The following is an 18,908-nucleotide window of genomic DNA, read 5'->3' as shown; positions in this document are numbered from 1 at the left end:
CTACCTGCCCTCTTCCGGCGGCGGCCCGAGGGTCTCGCGCATCTGCTCGTTCACGTCGTCGCGCAGTCCGGCCGCGTCGATGACCTGGTTGGGGAGGGACACCTTGGAGGTGGAGACGTCCCAGGCGGTGTTCTTCCAGGCCTGAAGACTGTTCTCGCCCGCCCGCTCGAAGGACTCGGCGCTGTAGTCCGCGTCGCGGATCTGGGTGTACGCGTTGTTCGACAGGACCTCGTCCCAGTCCTTGCCCGCGATCTCCTCCTCGGAGGCGTACGGATTGCCGATCGCCGAATTGGTGAGGATCTTGAAGCTGTCGCCGATGTACTGCTCGGTCTCATGGACGACGCCCGCGGACAGCCCGACGCCCTGCGCGAAGCTGTTGCCCTCCTGCACGAGGGCGCGCACCCCCCACTCCCAGCGCTCGCAATAGGACTTGAGCGTGGCGGTGAGTCCGTCGTGCCCGGTCTCCATGCCGGAGAGCTGAAGGTCGCTGAAGCCGCGGCCCATGCTCGCCTCGCCGACCATGCCGAGCTCCTTGAGCTCGCCGAGTGCACCGTTGATGCCCTTGGTGATCCGGGCGAGGGCCTGCTGGGAAGCAGCGAGATCGGGATCGGTCATGCCACGGCCGCCTCGTCCGGGACGATGCCGGTCACGGGCGGAAACAGCGTGCCGTCCGCACTGCCGGGGTCGAGCGCGACGCCGCAGGGGACGCCCGCGCGCGGGACCGCGACATCGAGGAGACGGGCGCCGAGGACCGTGCGGTAGTCCCAGGCCCGGCCGGTCTCGCCGCGGGCGGTGGCGTAACGGGCGAGCGCGCTCTCGTCCGAGAAGGCGAGGATCCAGCGGATGCCGCCCAACTCCGCGGCCATCACGTCCTGTCGGTCGTCCAGCGGAACGAGGACGGCGGTTCGCCTGAACTCGCCCAGCAAAGCAGCAAACTCACGCTTGGCGCGACGGATGCGGTCCGCTTCCGCGTCTCCGTCGGCCGGACCGGCGACCGACGGTCCATGATCATGAACCCCATGATCCACTTGCTTCGGCGGGTGGAGCCGTCCCGGCTCCTCGTCCCGGCGCACACTGTCCCCGTTGCTGACCATGCGCGGCATCCAAGCACGGCCGACTTTCCGATCGCAATCCGCGTAACCAGGTGTGTGCGTGCTGTTGGCCGGGCCGGACGCGGGGGTTCGCCCGAGACGTCCACTACGTCTCGGGGGTTCGCCCGAGTCGTCCACTACGTTTCCCGGTTCTGACCGGCGCCCTGTCCTCAGATGCGGCCCGGTCTCCCATGACCCCGTTCTGCGCGGACCCGCCCCGCGTGGCTCGCCCGGCGCGGCCTGTTCTCAGGCCTGGCCGGCGACCTGCGGCCACAAGTCCTGGAGCGTGCGAACCGTTTCCGTGATCGCGGGCCGCCGCGCCGCCCCCGTACGCCACAGCGCACTCAGTCTCCGCATCGGCACCGGCCTCAGGCGCACCGCCGCGACCTGCGGCGGCAGCGGGCCGCGGCCCAGCCGGGGGACCAGTGCGACGCCGAGGCCGGCCGCGACGAGCGCGACATGGGTGTGGTTCTCCTCGGCCTGGTGCGCGATCAGCGGCTCGCAGCCCGCCGCCCGCAACGTGCGCATCAGCCAGTCGTGGCAGACCGTGCCGGGCGGCTGGGTGATCCACCGCTCGTCCTTCAGGTCTTCACGTTGCACGGATTCCTCCGCGGCCAGCGGATGGCCGGCCGGAACGAGCACATCGCACAGGTCGTCGCCGATCAGGGCCTGCTCCACGCCGGGCGGGGCAGCCATCGGGGCGATGTCCCAGTCGTGCGCCACCGCCAGGTCGATCACGCCACGGGCGACGAGGTCCACCGACAGATGCGGATCGACCTCGTGCAGCCGGGCGTCGAGGGAGGGGTGGCGGCGGGCGAGGTCGGCGAGCGCGAAGGGCATCAGGCCGCGGGCGGCGCTGGCGAAGCAGCCGATCGCGAGCCGCCCTGAAGGGACGCCGCGCTGCTCCTCCAGACGTACTTCCGCCTCCTCGACAAGGGACAGCAACTGCTGTGCGGTTTGCGCCAGTTGCTGCGCCTCGACGGTGAGCCGGACCCCCCGGCCCTGACGCTCCAGCAGTGTCGTACGGGTCTCCCGCTCCAGCTTGGCGATCTGCTGGGACACGGCGGACGGTGTGTACCCGAGCGCGGCGGCCGCGGCACCGACCGTGCCATGGACGGAGACGGCGTGCAGAGCACGCAGTCGGCCGAGATCGAGCACGACCACATCCTTTCATCAGCAGCGCTACATCCCATCATGAAGGAATCCGCGCTGGTGCTACATGGTCGCGCGGGCCGATGCTCGATGACATGCGTCCCGCTCATGCCATGCCACCGGCACACATCGCCCTCGCCGCCCTGGTCGCCGCCGTATGGGGCGTCAACTTCGTCGTCATCGAGATCGGGCTCGACCACTTCCCGCCGCTGCTCTTCTCCGCCCTGCGCTTCCTCGCCGCGGCCCTGCCCGCGGTGTTCCTCGTCGGCCGCCCGAAGGTCGCCTGGAAGTGGATCATCGGCGTGGGACTGGTGCTGGGCGTCGCCAAGTTCGGCCTGCTGTTCACGGGGATGGACCAGGGCGCACCGGCCGGCCTGTCCTCGCTGATCCTCCAGGTCCAGGCCGTCTTCACGGCCCTGTTCGCCTTCGTGGCCCTCGGCGAACGCCCCGGCCGCGTACGGGCAGCGGGCATGGTCGTCGCCCTGTCCGGCATCGCGGTCGCCGCGATCGACGAGGGCACGTCCGGGCCGCTGCTCGGCTTCCTGCTGTGCATCGCCGCCGCGGCCTGCTGGGGAGTCTCCAACGTCATGACCCGCAAGGCGTCCCCGCCGGACGCCCTGAACTTCATGGTGTGGGTCAGCACCGTCCCGATCGTTCCGCTGGTCGGCCTCTCCCTCCTCACGGAGGGCGCGGACCGCGACCTCGAGGCGCTGCGGTCACTGGACTGGACGGGCGTCGGAGTCATCGTCTACGTCGCCTGGATCACCACGATCTTCGGCTTCGGCGCCTGGGGCTTCCTGATGCGTCACCACCCGGCGTCGTCGGTGGCCCCGTTCTCCTTGCTGGTTCCGGTGTTCGGCATGTCCTCGGCGGCCCTGTTCCTCGATGAGTCGATCAGCCCTCTTCGCTGGTGCGCGGCGGCACTGCTGGTGGGCGGTGTGGCACTGACGTCGCTGGCGGGTGGCGGACGCAGGGGCGGGGAGCCGACGGGGCCTGCCGCGTCGAGCGGGCCGTCTCGGGCGGAGGTGGCCCCGGTGGTGCGGACGTGACGTCCGGTCCCGGCGTCCGTCGCCTTCAGAGCGACTGCAGGTGCTCCCGTCCCGCCGCCAGCAGCCCCGGCAGCTCGGGCACCTGCTCGTACCAGCGCTTCTCGTACTCCCAGCACACCCAGCCGTCCGGGTCCACGAGCGACAGGCACTCCGCGAGCGGCAACAGCCCCGCCCCCAGGGGCAGCGGTGTCAGGTCGTCCCGTGACGCGATGTCCTTGACCTGTACGTAGCCGAGGAACGGGCTCAGCGAGGCGTGCGTGACCCGCGGCGGCTCGCCGCCGAGCCACGGGTGCATCACGTCCCACAGCGCGCCCGCGTGCTTGTGCCCGACGGTGCCGAGGATGCGTGAGACATCGGCGCCCGTGCGGTGCGAGTCGTGCGTCTCCAGCAGGATCCGTACGCCGACGCTCGCCGCGGTCTCCGCGGCCGCGCCCAGCCGGCGGGCCGCTGCGGCGTCCGCATCGGCGGGGTCCTGGTCCCCGCCGCCCGGGAAGACGCGCACGAAGGATGCGCCGAGGTCTCCGGCCAGGCGCACCAACTGGTCGAGTTCCTGGAGGACCGGGCCGTCGTCGCCCGCCGCCGCGATCCGCGCGTACCCGGCGACCGTCAGGAGCTCGACCCCGGCGCGTGAGAATTCCTCTGCCGCTGCGAGCCGTTCGGGTGTGCTCAGTCCGAGGTGCACGGGCTCCTCGGGGTGGGTGCGCAGCTCCACGCCCTGATACCCGGTGGAGGCGGCGAGCGCGGCGACGTCGGCGAGGGGCATGCCCGGTACGCCGAGCGTCGAGAAGGCGAACTTCATGGGGTCGGTCCTTCCTGGAGGGGCAGCCGCCGGTCCTGGCCGACCGGACCCGCTCCGTACGAGCGAGGGGGCGTCTCGGCGACGCGTGAACCCGGCCCGCAGATGGATCCGGCGGGCCCCGCCAGCACGTCGTTCGTCCACAACACCATGTCCTGGTACCCCGCCCGGCGCGCGAAATCCACGGCCGTGCGCCCCAGCCGGTCACCCGGGCCGGGTCCGCGCACTCGTCGTTCACCCGTACTCGGCGGCGCACAGCGCGTCGTGGCGCTGCACGATCCCCAGGTCACCCCGCCCGGGCTCGCGGGGGCAACCCGCCTCGCGGCGCCCGGCCGGGTGCCGGCCGGCACCCGGCGGACGGTGCCCCTCGCCTCGCCTCGGCGAGCTGTCCGCGGTCGGGCTTTGCCCGTCCCGCGGCACCCGACGGATCGCCGAGACCGCCCGTGCACAACGCTGCGGCCTCGCGTCCCCGCGCCGTACCGGAGGAGCCGGGGACCGGGCCCCCTGTGGCATCCGTCCGGCCGCGCGGGCCGGATCCGATCCCGGCCGCGCAGGCCAGGATCGGATCCCTTCAGAGCGCTCTGAAGGAGCGTCTGCCGATGCTGAGGAAAGGTCAGTTGCAGGAGCCGACGGTCCTGAGGGCGTCCACGACCACGGTGCTGCCCTGCTTCATGTAGGAGTAGACGGTGCCGCAGTAGCCCTTGTTCTGGTAGACCGGCCCGGCGTAGGTGGTGTACGTGCCGAAGTCCTGGGTGGCGGGCGTGGCCGTGTAGTTGTCGTTGAGGCGAATGCCCATGTAGCGGGCGGAGCCCGTCTCGTTGTGCAGCACGCCGCAGGTGGGTCGGTCGTAGTAGCTCGAGCCGGTCGTCTTGCCGTTCGTGTAGACGTACACGGTGGCGTAGCGACGGGCGTCGGGCAGACGCTCGGCCTCGATGATCTGGGTGTACCCGGCACCGCAGACGGTGGACGCGGCCGCTGCCGCCTTGGTGTTCGCGGCGACGATCTGCTTCGTCTCCGCCGAGGCGCCGGACGCGACGGTGAACTTGGCCTGCGGCGTATCGGCAACGGCCGTCTGCGGAGCTGCGAGGCCGAGCGTGGTCAGGGCGGTGGCGGCGAGGGCCACCCGAAATGCGGTCTGCATGGCCATGGGAAACACACTCCTGTTGGGATTCAAAGCGAATGAACAATGTGCTGGCGGTCAACGGGTGGAGTGCCGTTACTGATGAGAGAAATCCACCATTGCCCGATTGCGATCGGGGCCTACCGGCGTGAAGCCGCGGCAGTCGTCGGCGGCGACGGCGCCGACGAAGGCCCTCCGTGCAACGGACCGTGCAGAAAGATTCACAGGACCCCCCTCCTTGTTCGTGATCTTAAAGGCGGGTGGCTCGGCTTCCGCAAAGTTTATTGATCCCCGATGGCTCGAAATCGCATGAAGGCTTCGGGCCGTGCCGGTGCGGAGATGCGGCCCCGACCTGCCTTGTTGATCTTTAGGTCCGAGTTGTTCACGCGAAAATCGATGGCCATGGCATATCCGGACTGGCCTGTTCTGCGCCCTGGCTGCGCTCGCGACCACGCGAGCCGGCACGTGGTGCGTCGCCCCTGTCGACGTCCAGTCGTCCGGGGCCGTTCCGCACCCGACAGGCGGCCCCGGGACCCGTGTGCATTCGACCCCGACCTCCGATACGAGGCCGCCCGGGGCCCTTCCGCACCTGACCGCTGACCGCTGACGGCCGCCACCCTGTGCCCGGGACCCGTGTGCACCTGACCCCTGACACCATGTCGCCCGGGGCCGTTCCGCACCCGACCCGCGGCCGCCCGGGGCCCGTGTGCACCCGACCGCCGACCGCCGACCGCCAGCCGCCGACCGCCCCCGCCACCGCTGCCGCCCGGGCCCGTTCCGCACCCGAGCGGCCGCACCCCGCTGCGCGCGTCAGCGCGCCGGCGGCGCCGTCGAGTCCCGCGCCATCAGCTCCGCCCCGATCGAGGCGATACCCCCCGGCGGCGGCGCTTCGTTGCCCATCGCCAGCCGCCCCGCCCGTGCGCCCGCCTCGAACAGTGGCAGCCGTACCGTCGTCAGCGCAGGCATCGCGTCCACCGAGAACGGCAGGTCGTCGAAGCCCGCCACCGAGATGTCGTCCGGGATGCGCAGTCCTTGGTCGCGCAGCGCCGCGCACGCGCCCAGCGCGACCGTGTCGTTGGCCGCCACGATCGCCGTCAGCGACGGGTCCCTGCGCAGCAGTTCGAGCGTGGCGTCGTAGCCCGAACGGCGGTCGTACGGCCCGTGCACGGTGAGCCGGTCCTGCTCGGCGGCGGAGCCGGACAGGCCCGCCGCGGCCAGCGCCGCCCGGTGTCCCTCCAGCCGGTGCCGGGTCGTGGTGCGCTCCAGGGGCCCGGCGACGTACCCGATCCGGCGGTGGCCGAGGGCGATCAGGTGCTCGGTCAGCCGCCGCCCGCCGCCGCGGTTGTCGAAGGCGAGCGAGGCGACGACCGCGTCGCTGCCGGGCAGCGGCGGCCGCCCGCACAGCACGACCCTCGTCCCGGCGTCCGCGAGCTTCGTGAGTTTCGCGCTCATCGCCGCGATGTGGTCGGGGTCCTCGAGCGCTCCGCCGGTCAGGATGACGGCGGCGGCCCGCTGGCGCTGGAGCAGGGTCAGGTAGGTCAGTTCGCGTTCGGGGGAGCCCCCGGTGTTGCAGACGACGGCGAGCTTCTCGCCGCCGGCCCGCCCGGACCCCTCTTGGCCGCTGATCTCGGTCTGGGCTGCCCCGGCCATGATGCCGAAGAAGGGGTCGGCGATGTCGTTGACGAGGATGCCGACCAGGTCGGAGGTCGCGGCGGCGAGCGAGCTCGCCGGGCCGTTGAGTACGTAGTCGAGCTCGTCGACCGCGCGCAGCACGCGGTCGCGCGTCGATGCGGCGACCGGGTAGTTGCCGTTCAACACGCGGGAGACGGTGGCCGGGGACACCCGGGCGCGCGCCGCCACATCCGCCAGGGTGACTGTCATCGCTTTCCTCCGCGGGAGATGGAACCGGCCCCTTGTCCGGGCCGCTGTCGGCAGGCTAGCTTCATACCGCGTAGAAAGCGCTTGCTACGCTCATAACGAGGGAACTCGGGAAAACCGAGTGGAACTTGTTCGAAGTCGTTGAACAACTCGAACATGGAGGCAACTTTCGTGACACGCAGGACAGTGCGGATCGCCATGAACGGCGTCACCGGACGGATGGGCCACCGTCAGCACCTGGTCCGTTCACTCCTCGCGATCCGCGAACAGGGCGGCCTCGACCTCGGCGACGGCGATCTGCTCTGGCCCGAGCCCGTGCTCGTCGGCCGGCGCGAGCACGCGCTGCGGGAGCTCGCCGACCGCCATGGCCTCACCGAGTTCTCGACCGATCTCGACGCCGTCCTCGCCGACGACACCGTCGACATCTACTTCGACGCGCAGGTCACCTCCGCGCGCGTGGAGGCGCTGAAGAAGGCCATCGCCGCGGGCAAGCACATCTACACGGAGAAGCCGACGGCCACCGACCTCGCGGGCGCCCTCGACCTGGCCCGTCTCGCCGCGGCCGCCGGCATCAAGCACGGCGTCGTCCAGGACAAGATCTTCCTGCCGGGCCTGCTCAAGCTGAAGCGTCTGATCGACGGAGGCTTCTTCGGGCAGATCCTGTCCGTGCGCGGCGAGTTCGGCTACTGGGTGTTCGAGGGCGACTGGCAGGACGCGCAGCGGCCGAGCTGGAACTACCGCACCGAGGACGGCGGCGGCATCACGGTCGACATGTTCCCGCACTGGGAGTACGTGCTGCACGAGCTGTTCGGCCGCGTCACCTCGGTGTCCGCGCACATCACGACGCACATCCCACGCCGCTGGGACGAGAACGGAAAGCCGTACGAGGCGACCGCCGACGACGCCGCGTACGGCATCTTCGAGCTGGAGGGCGGCGCGGTCGCCCAGATCAACTCCTCGTGGACGGTGCGCGTCAACCGCGACGAACTCGTCGAGTTCCAGGTCGACGGCACCCACGGCTCGGCGGTCGCGGGCCTGCGCAACTGCCGCGTCCAGCACCGTTCGGCCACCCCGAAGCCGGTGTGGAACCCGGACCTGCCGGTCACCGAGTCCTTCCGCGACCAGTGGCAGGAGATCCCGGACAACCGCGACTTCGACAACGGCTTCAAGGCGCAGTGGGAGCTGTTCCTGCGCCATGTCGCGCAGGACGCGCCGTACCACTGGGACCTGCTGGCGGGCGCGCGCGGAGTGCAGCTCGCCGAGCTGGGGCTGCGCTCGTCGGCGGAGGGCCGGCGGCTGGACGTGCCGGAGCTGACGCTGTGACGATGCGACTCCCGCGCGCGGACGGTTCGACGACGGCGTATGTGCCGAGGACCGAGCCGTTGCGCTTCACACCGGGCGCCCCGTTGGCCTCCCGCACGGTCTTCTCGGCCGCGCACGTGGTGGCCGACCCGTACGCGGACACCACCCCCGAGTCTCCCGCGGCCGTCGACTGGGACGCCACGCTCGCCTTCCGCCGCCATCTGTGGTCGCACGGCCTGGGCGTGGCGGAGGCCATGGACACGGCGCAGCGGGGGATGGGCCTGGACTGGGCGGGCGCGGCGGAACTGATCCGCCGCTCTGCGGCCGAGGCGAAGGCGGTGGGCGGCGCGATCGCGTGCGGGGTGGGGACCGACCAGCTGACGGGCCCCGCCACTGTGGCGTCGGTCCGAGCGGCGTACGAGGAACAGCTCGCGGTCGTCGAGGCGTCGCGCGCGCAGGCGATCCTGATGGCGTCCCGCGCCCTGGCCGCGGCGGCCTCGTCACCGGACGACTACCTGGACGTCTACGGCCATCTCCTGCGCCAGGCCTCGGAACCGGTGATCCTGCACTGGCTGGGCCCGATGTTCGACCCGGCGCTGGAGGGCTACTGGGGCTCCACGGACCTGGACGCCGCGACCTCCATCTTCCTCGACGTCATCGCGGCGCACCCCGACAAGGTCGACGGCATCAAGGTCTCGCTGCTGGACGCGGGGCGGGAGGTGGACCTGCGCCGCCGACTGCCGCAGGGCGTGCGCTGCTACACGGGCGACGATTTCCACTACCCGGAACTGATCGCGGGCGACGAAAGCGGCTTCAGCCATGCGCTGCTCGGCATCTTCGACCCGCTGGGCCCGCTGGCGGCGGAGGCCGTGCGGGTCCTGGACACGGGCGACGTGGGCGGCTTCCGCAAGCTCCTCGACCCGACGGTCGCCCTGTCCCGTCACCTCTTCGAGCCACCGACCCGTTTCTACAAGACGGGTGTGGTGTTCCTGGCATGGCTGGCGGGCCACCAGTCGCACTTCGCGATGGTGGGCGGCCTGCAGTCGGCGCGCTCGCTGCCGCATCTGGCGCGGGCATACGAACTGGCCGACGGCCTGGGCCTGTTCCCGGACCCGGCGATGGCGGAGTCCCGCATGAAGTCCCTGCTCGGCGTCTACGGAGTTCCGCAATGAACGATTCTCTCTCCCGCTTCAGCATCAATCAGATGACGGTCAAGCAGCTGTCCCTGCCGGCGCTGGCCGACGCATGCGCGACCCTCGGCGTCCCGGCGGTGGGCCTGTGGCGCGAACCGGTCGCGGAGTACGGCCTGGAGGCGACGGCGAAGCTGATCCGGGACGCGGGGCTGACGGTCACGTCGCTGTGCCGCGGCGGCTTCCTCACGGCTCTGGACGTGGACGAGCGGGCCCGCGCGCTGGACGACAACCGCGCGGCGATCGACGAGGCGGCGACGCTGGGCACGGACACGCTGGTCCTGGTCTCGGGCGGCCTCCCGGCAGGCAGCCGCGACCTGGCGGCGGCCCGCGAACGCATCGCGGACGCGCTGGCTGTCCTGGCTCCCTACGCGGGGGAGCGCGGCGTCCGCCTGGCGATCGAACCGCTGCACCCGATGTTCGCGTCGGACCGCTGCGTGGTCTCGACGCTGACGCAGGCGGTGGAGCTGGCGGAACGCTTCCCGGCGGAGGAGGTGGGCGTGGTGGTGGACACGTACCACATCTGGTGGGACGACACGGCTCCGTCGGCGGTGGCTCGTGCGGGGGAGCAGGGCCGCATCCACTCGTTCCAACTGGCGGACTGGGTGACGCCGTTGCCGGCGGGAGTGCTGAACGGGCGTGGCCAGTTGGGGGACGGCGCCGTGGACCTGCCCGCGTGGCGGGAGATGGTCGAGGCTACGGGGTGGACGGGCTTCATCGAGGTGGAGCTGTTCAACGACGGGTTGTGGGGGAGGGAGGGGGAGGAGGTGCTGGAGGAGACGGCGGGGCGGTTTGTGACGGAGGTGTTTTGATCATTTTTCTTTTAGGGGCACGCCCTGGATGAAGGCGGTTCGTCAGGCCTTTCCCTGCCGGTTTCTGGCCAATTCACCTGATGTTGGCGTTCGGAAACTCAGCCAAAGCTGCCAAGCATGCCCCCCCTCCCTTGTCTCTCCATCTCCCCCTGGAGGTGAGCTCTAATGGCTGGCGATAGGCGCCTGAGGGTGTCGCTGTCGATCGATTGGGCGCGAATCCAGAATTCGCTCAACGAAATACTGATCTCGTAATCCGCAATTTCCGCGAGCTCTTCATCTGTAGCGGCATGTGCTACTGCCTTGTAGGCGGTTGCGTCAGACCAATTTGGCAGATCTAGGAGGGCGTTCACGCGCCAACCCAGGTCCGACTCTGAGTCGGCCAGAAGGTCGACCAATGTCTGGGCACGGCCATCCCAGGGCAAGTCGCCAGCAGGGGAAAGGGAATTGGTGAAATCGTGAGGGGGTGCATAGTGGTGCTTGATCATGTAGTGCCCGAGCATTGTTGGCGCGGAATAGACGAGACCCTGCTTTCCGTAGAAGTGGATCTCGCCATTTCCTTCAATCTTTGTGCCGTTTGGGCAGAACTCACACTCGTGCGTCCCGAGGGATAGGCTTCGAGTCTTCCTAGTTTCATGCTTGAGGGTTGCCAGGAAGGCCGCTGTGGGTTCAGATTGACGTGTGTCTATTCCATGCCTGAGGCCCAGCCATCCGATATTTCTCATTGGTATCGGGCAGTCGCTGTAGGTGTAGTTGGACAAGTCTCGGTACTCAGCCATTTCCGAACCCTGGTCTCCGACAGGCCACCCAGTGGCATACGCCCATATTTGGTTCGAGTATATCACCGAGGAGTGTTGGTTCGTCCACGATGATTGACCCTTCTCGGTACTTCATTGGGAGTCCATTATGTGGATGCCACCCGAGCGGAGATAGGGTGTAATTAGGCATGGTGTCGCCGGGACCAAAAGTCTCCACAGGGGGCACGCGGTGACCACCTGGCCCTGCGATCCTGAGTCCTACATGTGCATCGAGGCGCTTGCCGTCGTCGACGTACATGTGTAGCCAAGTCCCGTCGGGAACCTGGATGACACCGTCACCTCGGTATCCTCCGTGGCCGTGAATTACGGTTGTGCCATCCTGTCTGATATTGCCGATAGGCTGAGCGACGCCGGCCCGGGGGTCGTCAAGATATGTAGGCTCTCCGGGGCAAGGTGAAAGCCCCAGTGGATCCGACCAGGCATGCGGGTTCTCGACGTATGTCGCAGGGTTGGGTGCTGGTGCAAGCCCCAACGCATCTGGCGACAGGTATCGCCCTGTTTCAGGATCGTAATTTCTGTGCAGGTTGTGATGGAGGCCCGTCTCGTGATCAAAGTATTGTCCAGGGAAGCGAAGGGGCGTATGGGCGGTCGCGTCCACGTTCCACGCCGTGCTGCCCCAGAGAGTGGCCCGTGTGTGCCATGAAATTTCCCCCTGCTCTCCGATGAGCGCAGTCGGCGTGCCGATCAGATCGGTAATTATGCTGAAGAATCTCTCGTCGATCTCCCCTTGGCCTGAGTTCGCAACCGAGATGCGTTCCGTTTGGGCGACTGGGTGTAGACCTGAGTGGTCCCATGTGAGAGTGACAATGTTCGTCTGATTGGCTGCTGTGTCGGTCTGCTCGCAAAGCGTATTGCCGTCCCAGACGAAAGAGATTTGGTCTAGCACAGTCAGGCCGTCGTCGGCGATCCGTCGCTTGGCGATTCGGCGACCGAAAGGATCGTACTGATATTGCCACCGGGTGCCATCGGGCGTGGTGACGGCGGCGATTCGGTCTTCCGTATCCCATTCGTATCGCCAGGTATCCGGCTTACGTGACAAGCGCGTCTTTTGGCGTAGTGTTATGCGGCCGAGTCTGTCGTGTTCGTAGCGGACATTGCCTGCGCGCGTGATCGTGGTGCCGGAGTACACGCGGGAGCCGACTGCTTCCTGGCCCGGATGTGCCGCTGGCCAGGACGCCTCCGTCTGATTGCCCGCTTCGTCGTAGGCATAGCGCTCCGTCCAGCCCGCTGCGTTGATGGCCGTGACGCGGCCGACCGCGTCGAGGTCGAAGGTCTTGGTGCCCGCGAGTTGGTCGTCGATGCCGATCAGGTTGCCGTCGGCGCGGTAGGTGTAGTCGCGGCGTTGGATGCTTCGGCCCGCGCCTGTGACTTGCTGGGTGGTGAGGCGACCCATCGCGTCGTGTTGGGAGGCCAGAGTGACGGTATCCCCGATATGGCGCGTGATCTCCTGGCCGGCTGCGTCCCGTTCGAAGGTGAGCGTGCGGCCCGAGGTGGTGAGCGAGGTGCGGCGGCCTGCTGCGTCGTAGGTCCAGGTGCTGACCGCTCCGGTCGGGGTGGTGCGGCTGGTGCGGCGGCCGAGTTGGTCGTACTCGTACGACATGGTGCGGCCGTTGACGGTCTCGGACTTGAGGCGTCCGTACCGGTCGCGCAGGTATGTAATGGTGGCGTCCGCGTTGACGGCTTCCGCGAGCCGGTCGGAGAAGTCGTATGCGAAGGTCGTGATGGCCCCAGCGGCGTCCTTGCGGAGGAGGCGGTCGAGGTCGTCGCGCTCGTAACGGATCGTCTGACCGAGGGCGTCGGTCCGGGCGGCGAGTCGGCCTACTGCGTCGCGTTCGTAGGTGAGGGTTCGGTTGTCGAAGTCGGTCTCGGATATGAGTCGACCGGCCGGGTCGTACGAGTAGGTCCAGGTCAGGCCCTGGGGGTTGAGGACCTGGGTGAGGCGTAGTTCGTGGTCGTGACTGAACTCGTACCGCACCCCGTCCGGACCGGTCCGTGCGGCCATGAGGTCGAAGTGGGTGTACTCGAAGCGGGTGATCCCACCCATCGCGTCCGTGTGGGTGAGGCAGTTACCCTCACCGTCGTACGTCCATGATTGCTCCGTGCCGTCGGCGCCTGTGCGGCGAGCGAGTTTGCCTTCCGGTGTCCATTCCAGGCGGGTGGTGGCGCACAGCGGATCGGTGACCTCGACGGGGCGGCCGAAGGCGTCCCGGTTGATGCGGGTGGTCGCGCGGAGCGGGTTGGTGACCTCGACGGGCAGGCCGGCCGCGTTGCTGCGGATGCATGTGGTGTTGTCGAGGGCGTCCGTGACGGTGGTGAGGTGACCGGCTTCGCTGTGGACGTAGCGGGTGGTGGTCCCGCCGGGGTCGGTGACGCTGGTGCGGTTGCCGCGCTCGTCGTATTCCTGGCGGATGGTCGTCCGGTCCGGGTTGACCACGCGTGTCGGGAGTCCGAGCGCGTTGTACTCCGCCTTGGCCTCGCGGCCGTCGGGCCGGACGACGGTGGTCAGGTGACCGGCTTCGTCGTACTCGAATTTGACGGTGCGGCCGAGCGGGTCGGTCGTGCTCAGGAGCCGGTTGTAGCGGTCGCGTTCGTACCGGGTGACGGCGCCGAGTGGGTTGATCTCCTTGACGATCTGATGGGTGTCGTTGATGACGTACTGGCGTACGGCTCCGCCGCTGGTCGTCGCGGTTGTGACGCGCATGCCGGTTTCGGGGTCGGTGCCGTCGTAGTCGAGCCGCAGCGAGAAGTGGCCCCCGACGCCGCCCTCGGCGATGCACCGGTCCTGATCGTCGTACGTGTAGTCGTACCGGCTGCCGTTCGTGTCGGTCCACGACGTGATCCGAGCGCGCTCGTCGTAGGCGAACTGAAGGGGCAGGCCAGAGGAGTTGGTGACGGCGGTGAGGTGGCCGTCGGTGTAGCCGTAGCGCAGGATCTCCTGGTCCGTGCCATCGAGAGCCGCGCCCGCGAGGTGCAGTGCGGTGATGCGCCCGTCGCTGGTGGTGAGCTTCAGGTGGTAGCCGCCGTGGTGGACGATCGACGTCGGTGTGCCGGCCTCGTCGTACTCGAACGTGATCCAGTTGCCGTTGCGGTCGTCGATCTGAACGAGCAGCGCCAGATCGTCGTGGCGCGTGACGAAGTGCCACACGCAGCCCGTGTCCGGGTCGGTGATCGTGTAGTCGCCGTCCACGTCCCGGTCGAGCGGCCAGCGCGGGCCGTGGCTGGGCATGACCGGGACGCCGGGTGCCGGGTGGGGGTAGGCGAGCAGCAGGCCGTCCTCGCCCACGAACACGATGCCCTCGGAGTCGATCTCCAGGCGCTGGTCCGCGGTGGAGGCCCAGGACGGGCCGAACCAGCCGCCGGCCCGGTAGTCCGACGCGACACGGCGGCGGAAGATCAGTGGGAGTGTGCCGGGCAGGACGATGTCCGTCTGCGGCAGATACATCGCGCCGGTCGCGAGGTCGATCGGGTCCGTGGGGTCGTCGTCGGCCCTGCGCTCCGTCCGGGACGGATCCGCAGGGTCTTCAACCCCCTTGCGCCCAGGGCCCGGGGGATCCGCATCCACGCCGTGCTTGACGGAGTTGCGGATGACGGTGCGGATGCCGCCTGCGCCTTTGGTGCCGAGGAGTTCGGGGATGAGGCGGCCGATGAATTCGGAGGGGTCGCCCTTGGCGGCGTCCCAGGCGTTCTTCAGGGCGCGGTCGGGGTTGGCGGCGGTGGAGGCGAGGCCGGCGAGCGTCATGTTGACGCCCTTGTAGTACTCGGCGGGGTGGGTCAGGTTGTAGACGTCGAGCGGGTTGACCGAGCGGACGAAGTTGACGATGCCGGCGACGCCCTTGGTGACGCCTCCGGCCAGGTGCAGGACTTCCACGCCCTGCGCCATCTGGAAGTCCTGGAACTCGAGTTTGAGTTTCTCCCGGCCGGTGGGCTCCTTCGGCGCATGCGCCATCGCCGCGGTGACCGCGCTCTTGGCGAGGTCACCGGCGTCGTTACGGGCACGCCGGGCGTCGCTGAGGATCTCCCGCGCACGAGCCCGTTTCGCCTTGCCCGGGTCGGAGAACGTGCCCGGGTCCGGCAGCGGACTGTCGCCGGTGAGGGACTTGTTGTAGGCGTCGACCTTCTTGTTGTACGCGTCGGCCGCCGTCTTCGACTCCTTGTCGCCCTCCTTGTAGAGGGCGATCGCCTCACGGGCCTTGCCCTGCGCGCTGGTGATCGCCTTCGAATAGGTCTCCAGCGCCTTGGCGGCGTCCTCGAACGCGTCCGCGGCGCGCAGCCAGTCCGTGGGGAGAGTCTCGAACTTGTCGCGGAAGGTGGTGGCCGCCTCGCCCTTCCAGTGGCTGGAGTCGAGCTTCTTCATCCCGCCGCCGACGAGATCGAACGCCTTCTGGAAGTCCCGCAGGTTCTTCACCGTCGCCGCGATCTTCGACGGGTTGCCGTGGATCAGCTCGTTCGCCTCTTCGGTCTGCCCGAGCTGCTGCTCACCGATCTCCGCGCCGAGCGACGACGCGGTCTCGTCGCCCCAGTCTGTTACGGCGTCGGCGGCCTTGTCATAGCCGTAGTGCTCCAGGCCTTCGCCGATCTTGTCGGTGGCCTTGTCGATGCCCTCACCGACAATTTCCTTGCCCTTGTCGATCCCCGCATCGACCGTGTCGACGACCTTGTCGGTCGCCTTCCCGGCCAGATCACCGACGATCCCCCAGTCCCCCATCAGCGACTCTCCCCCCACCGCGGCTGCTCGGCCTGATCGATCGTCGCCTGATCCGGATCGAGGGTCTCCTTCAACTCCTCATCCATCGCCTCCCGCAGCTGCGGATCCAGCGCCCCCGACCGCTCCATCGAGTCCAGCAGCGCGTCCTCCACGTCATAGGCGGTGTTCTGCCAGGTCTGCTTCACCTCGCCATGCGCCTGGGAGAACGACTCAGGACTCCAGTCCGCGTTGTCCCACGCATGCTGGTCACGGATCGTGTCCCAGCGCATCTGCTTGACCTCGTCCTCGGACAGATGCGGATTCCCGTTGAGCGAGTTCACCCCGATCTTGATCAAGTCCTTGACGTACCGTTCCTGCTCCGCGATCGCGCCGGCCGACAGGCCCACACCCTGCGCAAACGCGTTCCCGCGCAGCGTCAGCGCCCGCACGCCCCACTCCCACCGCTCGCAGAACGTGCCGAACTCCGATGTGAGTGCGCCGTGCCCCAACTCCAGCCCCGACAACGCCAGATCCGCGAACCCCCGCCCCGTCGACGCCTCCCCGATCATGCCGAGGTCCTTCAGCTCCGCATGCGCCAGATCGATGCCCTTCGCGATCTCCACCAACGCCGACGGCGGTGCCTGCAGCACCGGCTCGCTCCCACTCACTGCATCCCCCCGAGATCAACCGCCACCGCATCCGGCACGATCCCCGCCACCGGCGGGAGCAACACCCCGTCCTCACTGCCCGCATCCAGCGCCACCCCGGCCGGACCCGGCAGCATCGGCACCATCACATCCAAGAGCCGCGCACCCAGAACTCTCTGGTACTCCCACTCCCGGCCCGCATCACCCTGCGCACCAGCAAACCGGGCCAACGCCTCCTCGTCGGAGAACGCACAGATCCACCGCACCCCACCCTGATCCGCCGACCACAAACACCCCGACGCATCCAACGGCACCAGCACAGCCGAACGCCGAAACTCACCCAGCAAACGAGCAAACCGACGCCGCGCCCTGGCCGGCTCGTCGACCGGCGGCGTCGGCGAGGCGGTCGTCGGCGCCGGTGGTCCTTCCGGCGCCGACATCTCGGCCAAGTCAGCGAGCCGCGAGGGTCGTTGCGGTCTCGCTATGTCATCCCCGTTGTCACTCACCCGCCGAATGCTGTCACGGCCGACTTCCCGACAGCAACGAAGAACATCGGACACGATGGCGCAAAGCCCGCCGTTGTGTCCGGTCTCTCAGGCGGACAGGTCGCCGCTCCTGATCGCGGTGACGAACGTCGACCAGCCCTCCGCGGAGAAGACGACCGCAGGCCCCGCCGCGTCCTTGCTGTCCCGGACGGGGACGGCGGCGTGGCCGCGGGCGACTTCCAGGCACTCGCCCTGGTCGCCGCCGCTGTGGCTGGACTTGAACCACCCGGTCACGGTCGACGAGTCGCGGACGGTGGGCTCACTGCGGGGCATGTTCGTATTCCTCTGCTGCCGCCCTCACCAGGGCAAGTGACTCCTGCTGCGACAAGGCGTCGCTCAGCGCAAGAGCGTAGGCCGTCTGGCTGGCGCTCACCAGGGCAGGTTCGTCCATCAGGTGGCCGGTGAAAAGCCCTTCCACGTAGGCGATCGGTGCCGAATCCTCGAAGCTCATGAGGGTGAGCAGACTCTGTTGCAATGCGTGCGCGCCGACGCTGAACGGCAGCACATGAAGCCGCAGTCTCCCCACCGCGGCCATGTCGGCGATCTTGCCCAACTGCTCCGCCATCACCTGTGGACCGCCGACGCTTCGTCGCAGAACTGCCTCGTCCAGCAGCGTCCACATGACGGGTGTCAACGGCTCGTCCAGGATTCGGGCACGTTCCGTTCGAATGACAACGGCTCTGTCAAGTTCCTCAGGCTGGTGGTTCGGCCGATACGCGCGAAACAGCTCGCGCGCGTAGCTGTCCGTCTGGAGCAGTCCGGGAACGAGGGAAAGGGCGAACTGCTGGATCAGCCGCGCCTGCAGCTCCAGTTGGGCCACTGCCGCGAAGTGATCCACGTACTTCGTGTCCAGGTCCTCCAGCCACCGCGCGAAGAACCCGTCCGTCCCCAGCGCCCGGTCGATACGCGCGGCGTCGTCCGGGCCGGGTAGCCGCCGGCCCGCCTCGAAGTGGCTGATCAGCGTCGGTGAGCACACGACCTGTTCGCCCAGTGCCTCCTGGGTGAGCTCGGTCGCTATCCGCCGCAGCCTCCTCCTCCCCGTACTTCTCGCGCGGAGTGCGCGGCGTTCGTGCCCTACGGCTCTGCTCCATACGCGACCAACTCCCCAACCTGACGGGCGTGCTGTCAAGCTCTCGGTACTGGCAGCGTAGCCAGCGACGACCCCACTCTGTGAGCAGCTCGCGACAGAACGCAGTCGCGCTGACCCGGAGAGCAGGTCGCCCCCATGACCCGATTCCTCAAACGTCTCGCCGCACGGCTGTTGCCCAGGACGCTGACGCCGCCCCCGCCGCCGTACTCCCGCCCTCACATCCCCGGCCCCACCACACGACGCACGGGCGGGAGCCCGCTGCGCGGCGAGGACAGTGCGCTGGTGCGTCCCTATCTCATCGAGTACGAACGCCAACAGCGCGCCCGGCGAGGCGCGTTGTGGCTAGCCGGGCACGGCGTGGACGTCGGCCCACACCCGATCCGCGGGGTCGAGGTGACCGGGTGAGCGGGACGTCGCCGTACGAGTGGGCCCGGCTCCTGCCGTGGACCGGGCCGGAGGGGAGGCCCTGTTACGTCCTGGGTGACGGCACCGGCCCGGTGTCGCGCGTCGCGGACGGGGTCGAGAGTGTCCAGCTCGGCATGGCGGGCGAGCTGCTCGACCACGCCGAGGAACTGCTGGCGGACCGATGCGTGACGCACGCAGAGCTGCACTACCTTGCCTGCCGTCTGACCGAGTCGTTGCGGGACGTCAAGCGGGTCGCCGAGAGTCGCTTGCGCGGGAGGGCGCGTTAGAGGGGTGGGGTGTCGGGTTGTCCACAGGCGCCCCCGCCCCTGTCC

17 protein-coding genes and 1 pseudogene are annotated in these 18,908 nt (G+C 68.8%); 6 read left to right on the top strand and 12 right to left on the bottom strand.

The window, feature by feature from the left end; all coding sequences use genetic code 11:
- The 3 genes from AC067Z_RS06450 to AC067Z_RS06440 form a co-directional block, all read right to left on the bottom strand.
- Positions 1-615: a hypothetical protein gene (locus AC067Z_RS06450; protein WP_478788313.1), complete on the bottom strand. Its 615-nt coding sequence runs from the start codon at positions 613-615 to the stop codon at positions 1-3.
- A complete protein-coding gene (locus AC067Z_RS06445) occupies positions 612-1,094 on the bottom strand; it encodes an SseB family protein (RefSeq protein WP_478788312.1) in 483 nt (160 codons plus the stop codon). The genes AC067Z_RS06450 and AC067Z_RS06445 overlap by 4 nt, the downstream gene beginning before the upstream one ends.
- 243 nt (positions 1,095-1,337) lie before the next feature.
- Positions 1,338-2,249, bottom strand: a complete 912-nt coding sequence (locus AC067Z_RS06440; protein WP_478788311.1) for a LysR family transcriptional regulator — start codon at positions 2,247-2,249, stop codon at positions 1,338-1,340.
- A gap of 107 nt (positions 2,250-2,356) precedes the next feature.
- Between AC067Z_RS06440 and AC067Z_RS06435 the strand changes: the two genes are divergently transcribed.
- Positions 2,357-3,292 carry an EamA family transporter gene (locus tag AC067Z_RS06435; RefSeq protein ID WP_478788484.1) on the top strand — a complete coding sequence of 312 codons (936 nt, stop codon included), beginning with the start codon at positions 2,357-2,359 and terminating at the stop codon, positions 3,290-3,292.
- A gap of 25 nt (positions 3,293-3,317) precedes the next feature.
- On the opposite strand, the gene AC067Z_RS06430 is transcribed toward AC067Z_RS06435, so the two are convergent.
- The 3 genes from AC067Z_RS06430 to AC067Z_RS06420 form a co-directional block, all read right to left on the bottom strand.
- Positions 3,318-4,091 carry a sugar phosphate isomerase/epimerase family protein gene (locus tag AC067Z_RS06430; protein WP_478788310.1) on the bottom strand — a complete coding sequence of 258 codons (774 nt, stop codon included), beginning with the start codon at positions 4,089-4,091 and terminating at the stop codon, positions 3,318-3,320.
- A 610-nt stretch (positions 4,092-4,701) separates the two neighbouring features.
- Positions 4,702-5,235 carry a hypothetical protein gene (locus tag AC067Z_RS06425; RefSeq protein ID WP_478788309.1) on the bottom strand — a complete coding sequence of 178 codons (534 nt, stop codon included), beginning with the start codon at positions 5,233-5,235 and terminating at the stop codon, positions 4,702-4,704.
- A 783-nt stretch (positions 5,236-6,018) separates the two neighbouring features.
- Positions 6,019-7,089, bottom strand: coding sequence for a LacI family DNA-binding transcriptional regulator (locus AC067Z_RS06420; RefSeq protein WP_478788308.1), 1,071 nt, complete (start codon positions 7,087-7,089; stop codon positions 6,019-6,021).
- Between the two features lie 168 nt (positions 7,090-7,257).
- Here AC067Z_RS06420 and AC067Z_RS06415 point away from each other — a divergent pair, with 168 nt between their 5' ends.
- From AC067Z_RS06415 to AC067Z_RS06405, 3 genes are read left to right on the top strand one after another with little or no spacing between them, the layout of a single operon-like run.
- Complete coding sequence (locus tag AC067Z_RS06415; protein WP_478788307.1) at positions 7,258-8,409, top strand: Gfo/Idh/MocA family protein; 1,152 nt, start codon at positions 7,258-7,260, stop codon at positions 8,407-8,409.
- Positions 8,406-9,560, top strand: a complete 1,155-nt coding sequence (locus AC067Z_RS06410) for a dihydrodipicolinate synthase family protein (RefSeq protein ID WP_478788306.1) — start codon at positions 8,406-8,408, stop codon at positions 9,558-9,560. The genes AC067Z_RS06415 and AC067Z_RS06410 overlap by 4 nt, the downstream gene beginning before the upstream one ends.
- The gene (locus AC067Z_RS06405) at positions 9,557-10,390 is read left to right on the top strand and encodes a sugar phosphate isomerase/epimerase family protein (RefSeq protein WP_478788305.1); all 834 of its coding nucleotides are present in this window, start codon (positions 9,557-9,559) and stop codon (positions 10,388-10,390) included. Before AC067Z_RS06410 ends, AC067Z_RS06405 begins: the two co-directional genes overlap by 4 nt.
- Before the next feature lie 98 nt (positions 10,391-10,488).
- Here AC067Z_RS06405 and AC067Z_RS06400 read toward each other — a convergent pair whose 3' ends face one another.
- The 6 genes and pseudogenes from AC067Z_RS06400 to AC067Z_RS06375 all read right to left on the bottom strand — a co-directional run bounded on the left by AC067Z_RS06400 (position 10,489) and on the right by AC067Z_RS06375 (position 18,172).
- A complete protein-coding gene (locus AC067Z_RS06400; RefSeq protein ID WP_478788304.1) occupies positions 10,489-11,166 on the bottom strand; it encodes a DUF7919 family protein in 678 nt (225 codons plus the stop codon).
- Complete coding sequence (locus AC067Z_RS06395) at positions 11,159-15,910, bottom strand: putative T7SS-secreted protein (protein WP_478788303.1); 4,752 nt, start codon at positions 15,908-15,910, stop codon at positions 11,159-11,161. Before AC067Z_RS06395 ends, AC067Z_RS06400 begins: the two co-directional genes overlap by 8 nt.
- Entirely contained in the window at positions 15,910-16,557 is a 648-nt protein-coding gene (locus tag AC067Z_RS06390) for a hypothetical protein (protein WP_478788302.1), read from the bottom strand. Before AC067Z_RS06390 ends, AC067Z_RS06395 begins: the two co-directional genes overlap by 1 nt.
- Positions 16,554-17,042 (bottom strand): SseB family protein, encoded by a 489-nt coding sequence (locus AC067Z_RS06385; protein WP_478788301.1) that lies wholly within the window; start codon positions 17,040-17,042, stop codon positions 16,554-16,556. The genes AC067Z_RS06390 and AC067Z_RS06385 overlap by 4 nt, the downstream gene beginning before the upstream one ends.
- Positions 17,043-17,129: 87 nt before the next feature.
- Positions 17,130-17,354 carry a DUF397 domain-containing protein gene (locus AC067Z_RS06380; RefSeq protein WP_478788300.1) on the bottom strand — a complete coding sequence of 75 codons (225 nt, stop codon included), beginning with the start codon at positions 17,352-17,354 and terminating at the stop codon, positions 17,130-17,132.
- Positions 17,341-18,172: pseudogene (locus AC067Z_RS06375) on the bottom strand (helix-turn-helix domain-containing protein). The gene AC067Z_RS06380 and the pseudogene AC067Z_RS06375 overlap by 14 nt, the downstream one beginning before the upstream one ends.
- Before the next feature lie 134 nt (positions 18,173-18,306).
- Between AC067Z_RS06375 and AC067Z_RS06370 the strand changes: the two are divergent.
- Positions 18,307-18,576 carry a hypothetical protein gene (locus tag AC067Z_RS06370; RefSeq protein WP_478788299.1) on the top strand — a complete coding sequence of 90 codons (270 nt, stop codon included), beginning with the start codon at positions 18,307-18,309 and terminating at the stop codon, positions 18,574-18,576.
- Entirely contained in the window at positions 18,573-18,863 is a 291-nt protein-coding gene (locus tag AC067Z_RS06365; protein ID WP_478788298.1) for a hypothetical protein, read from the top strand. The genes AC067Z_RS06370 and AC067Z_RS06365 overlap by 4 nt, the downstream gene beginning before the upstream one ends.
- The last annotated feature ends 45 nt before the right edge of the window (positions 18,864-18,908 follow it).

Source organism: Streptomyces sp. NPDC043812 (genome assembly GCF_056436245.1).
Note: the sequence above shows the minus strand (reverse complement) of the source record. Positions and strands in the feature narration are given on the sequence as shown.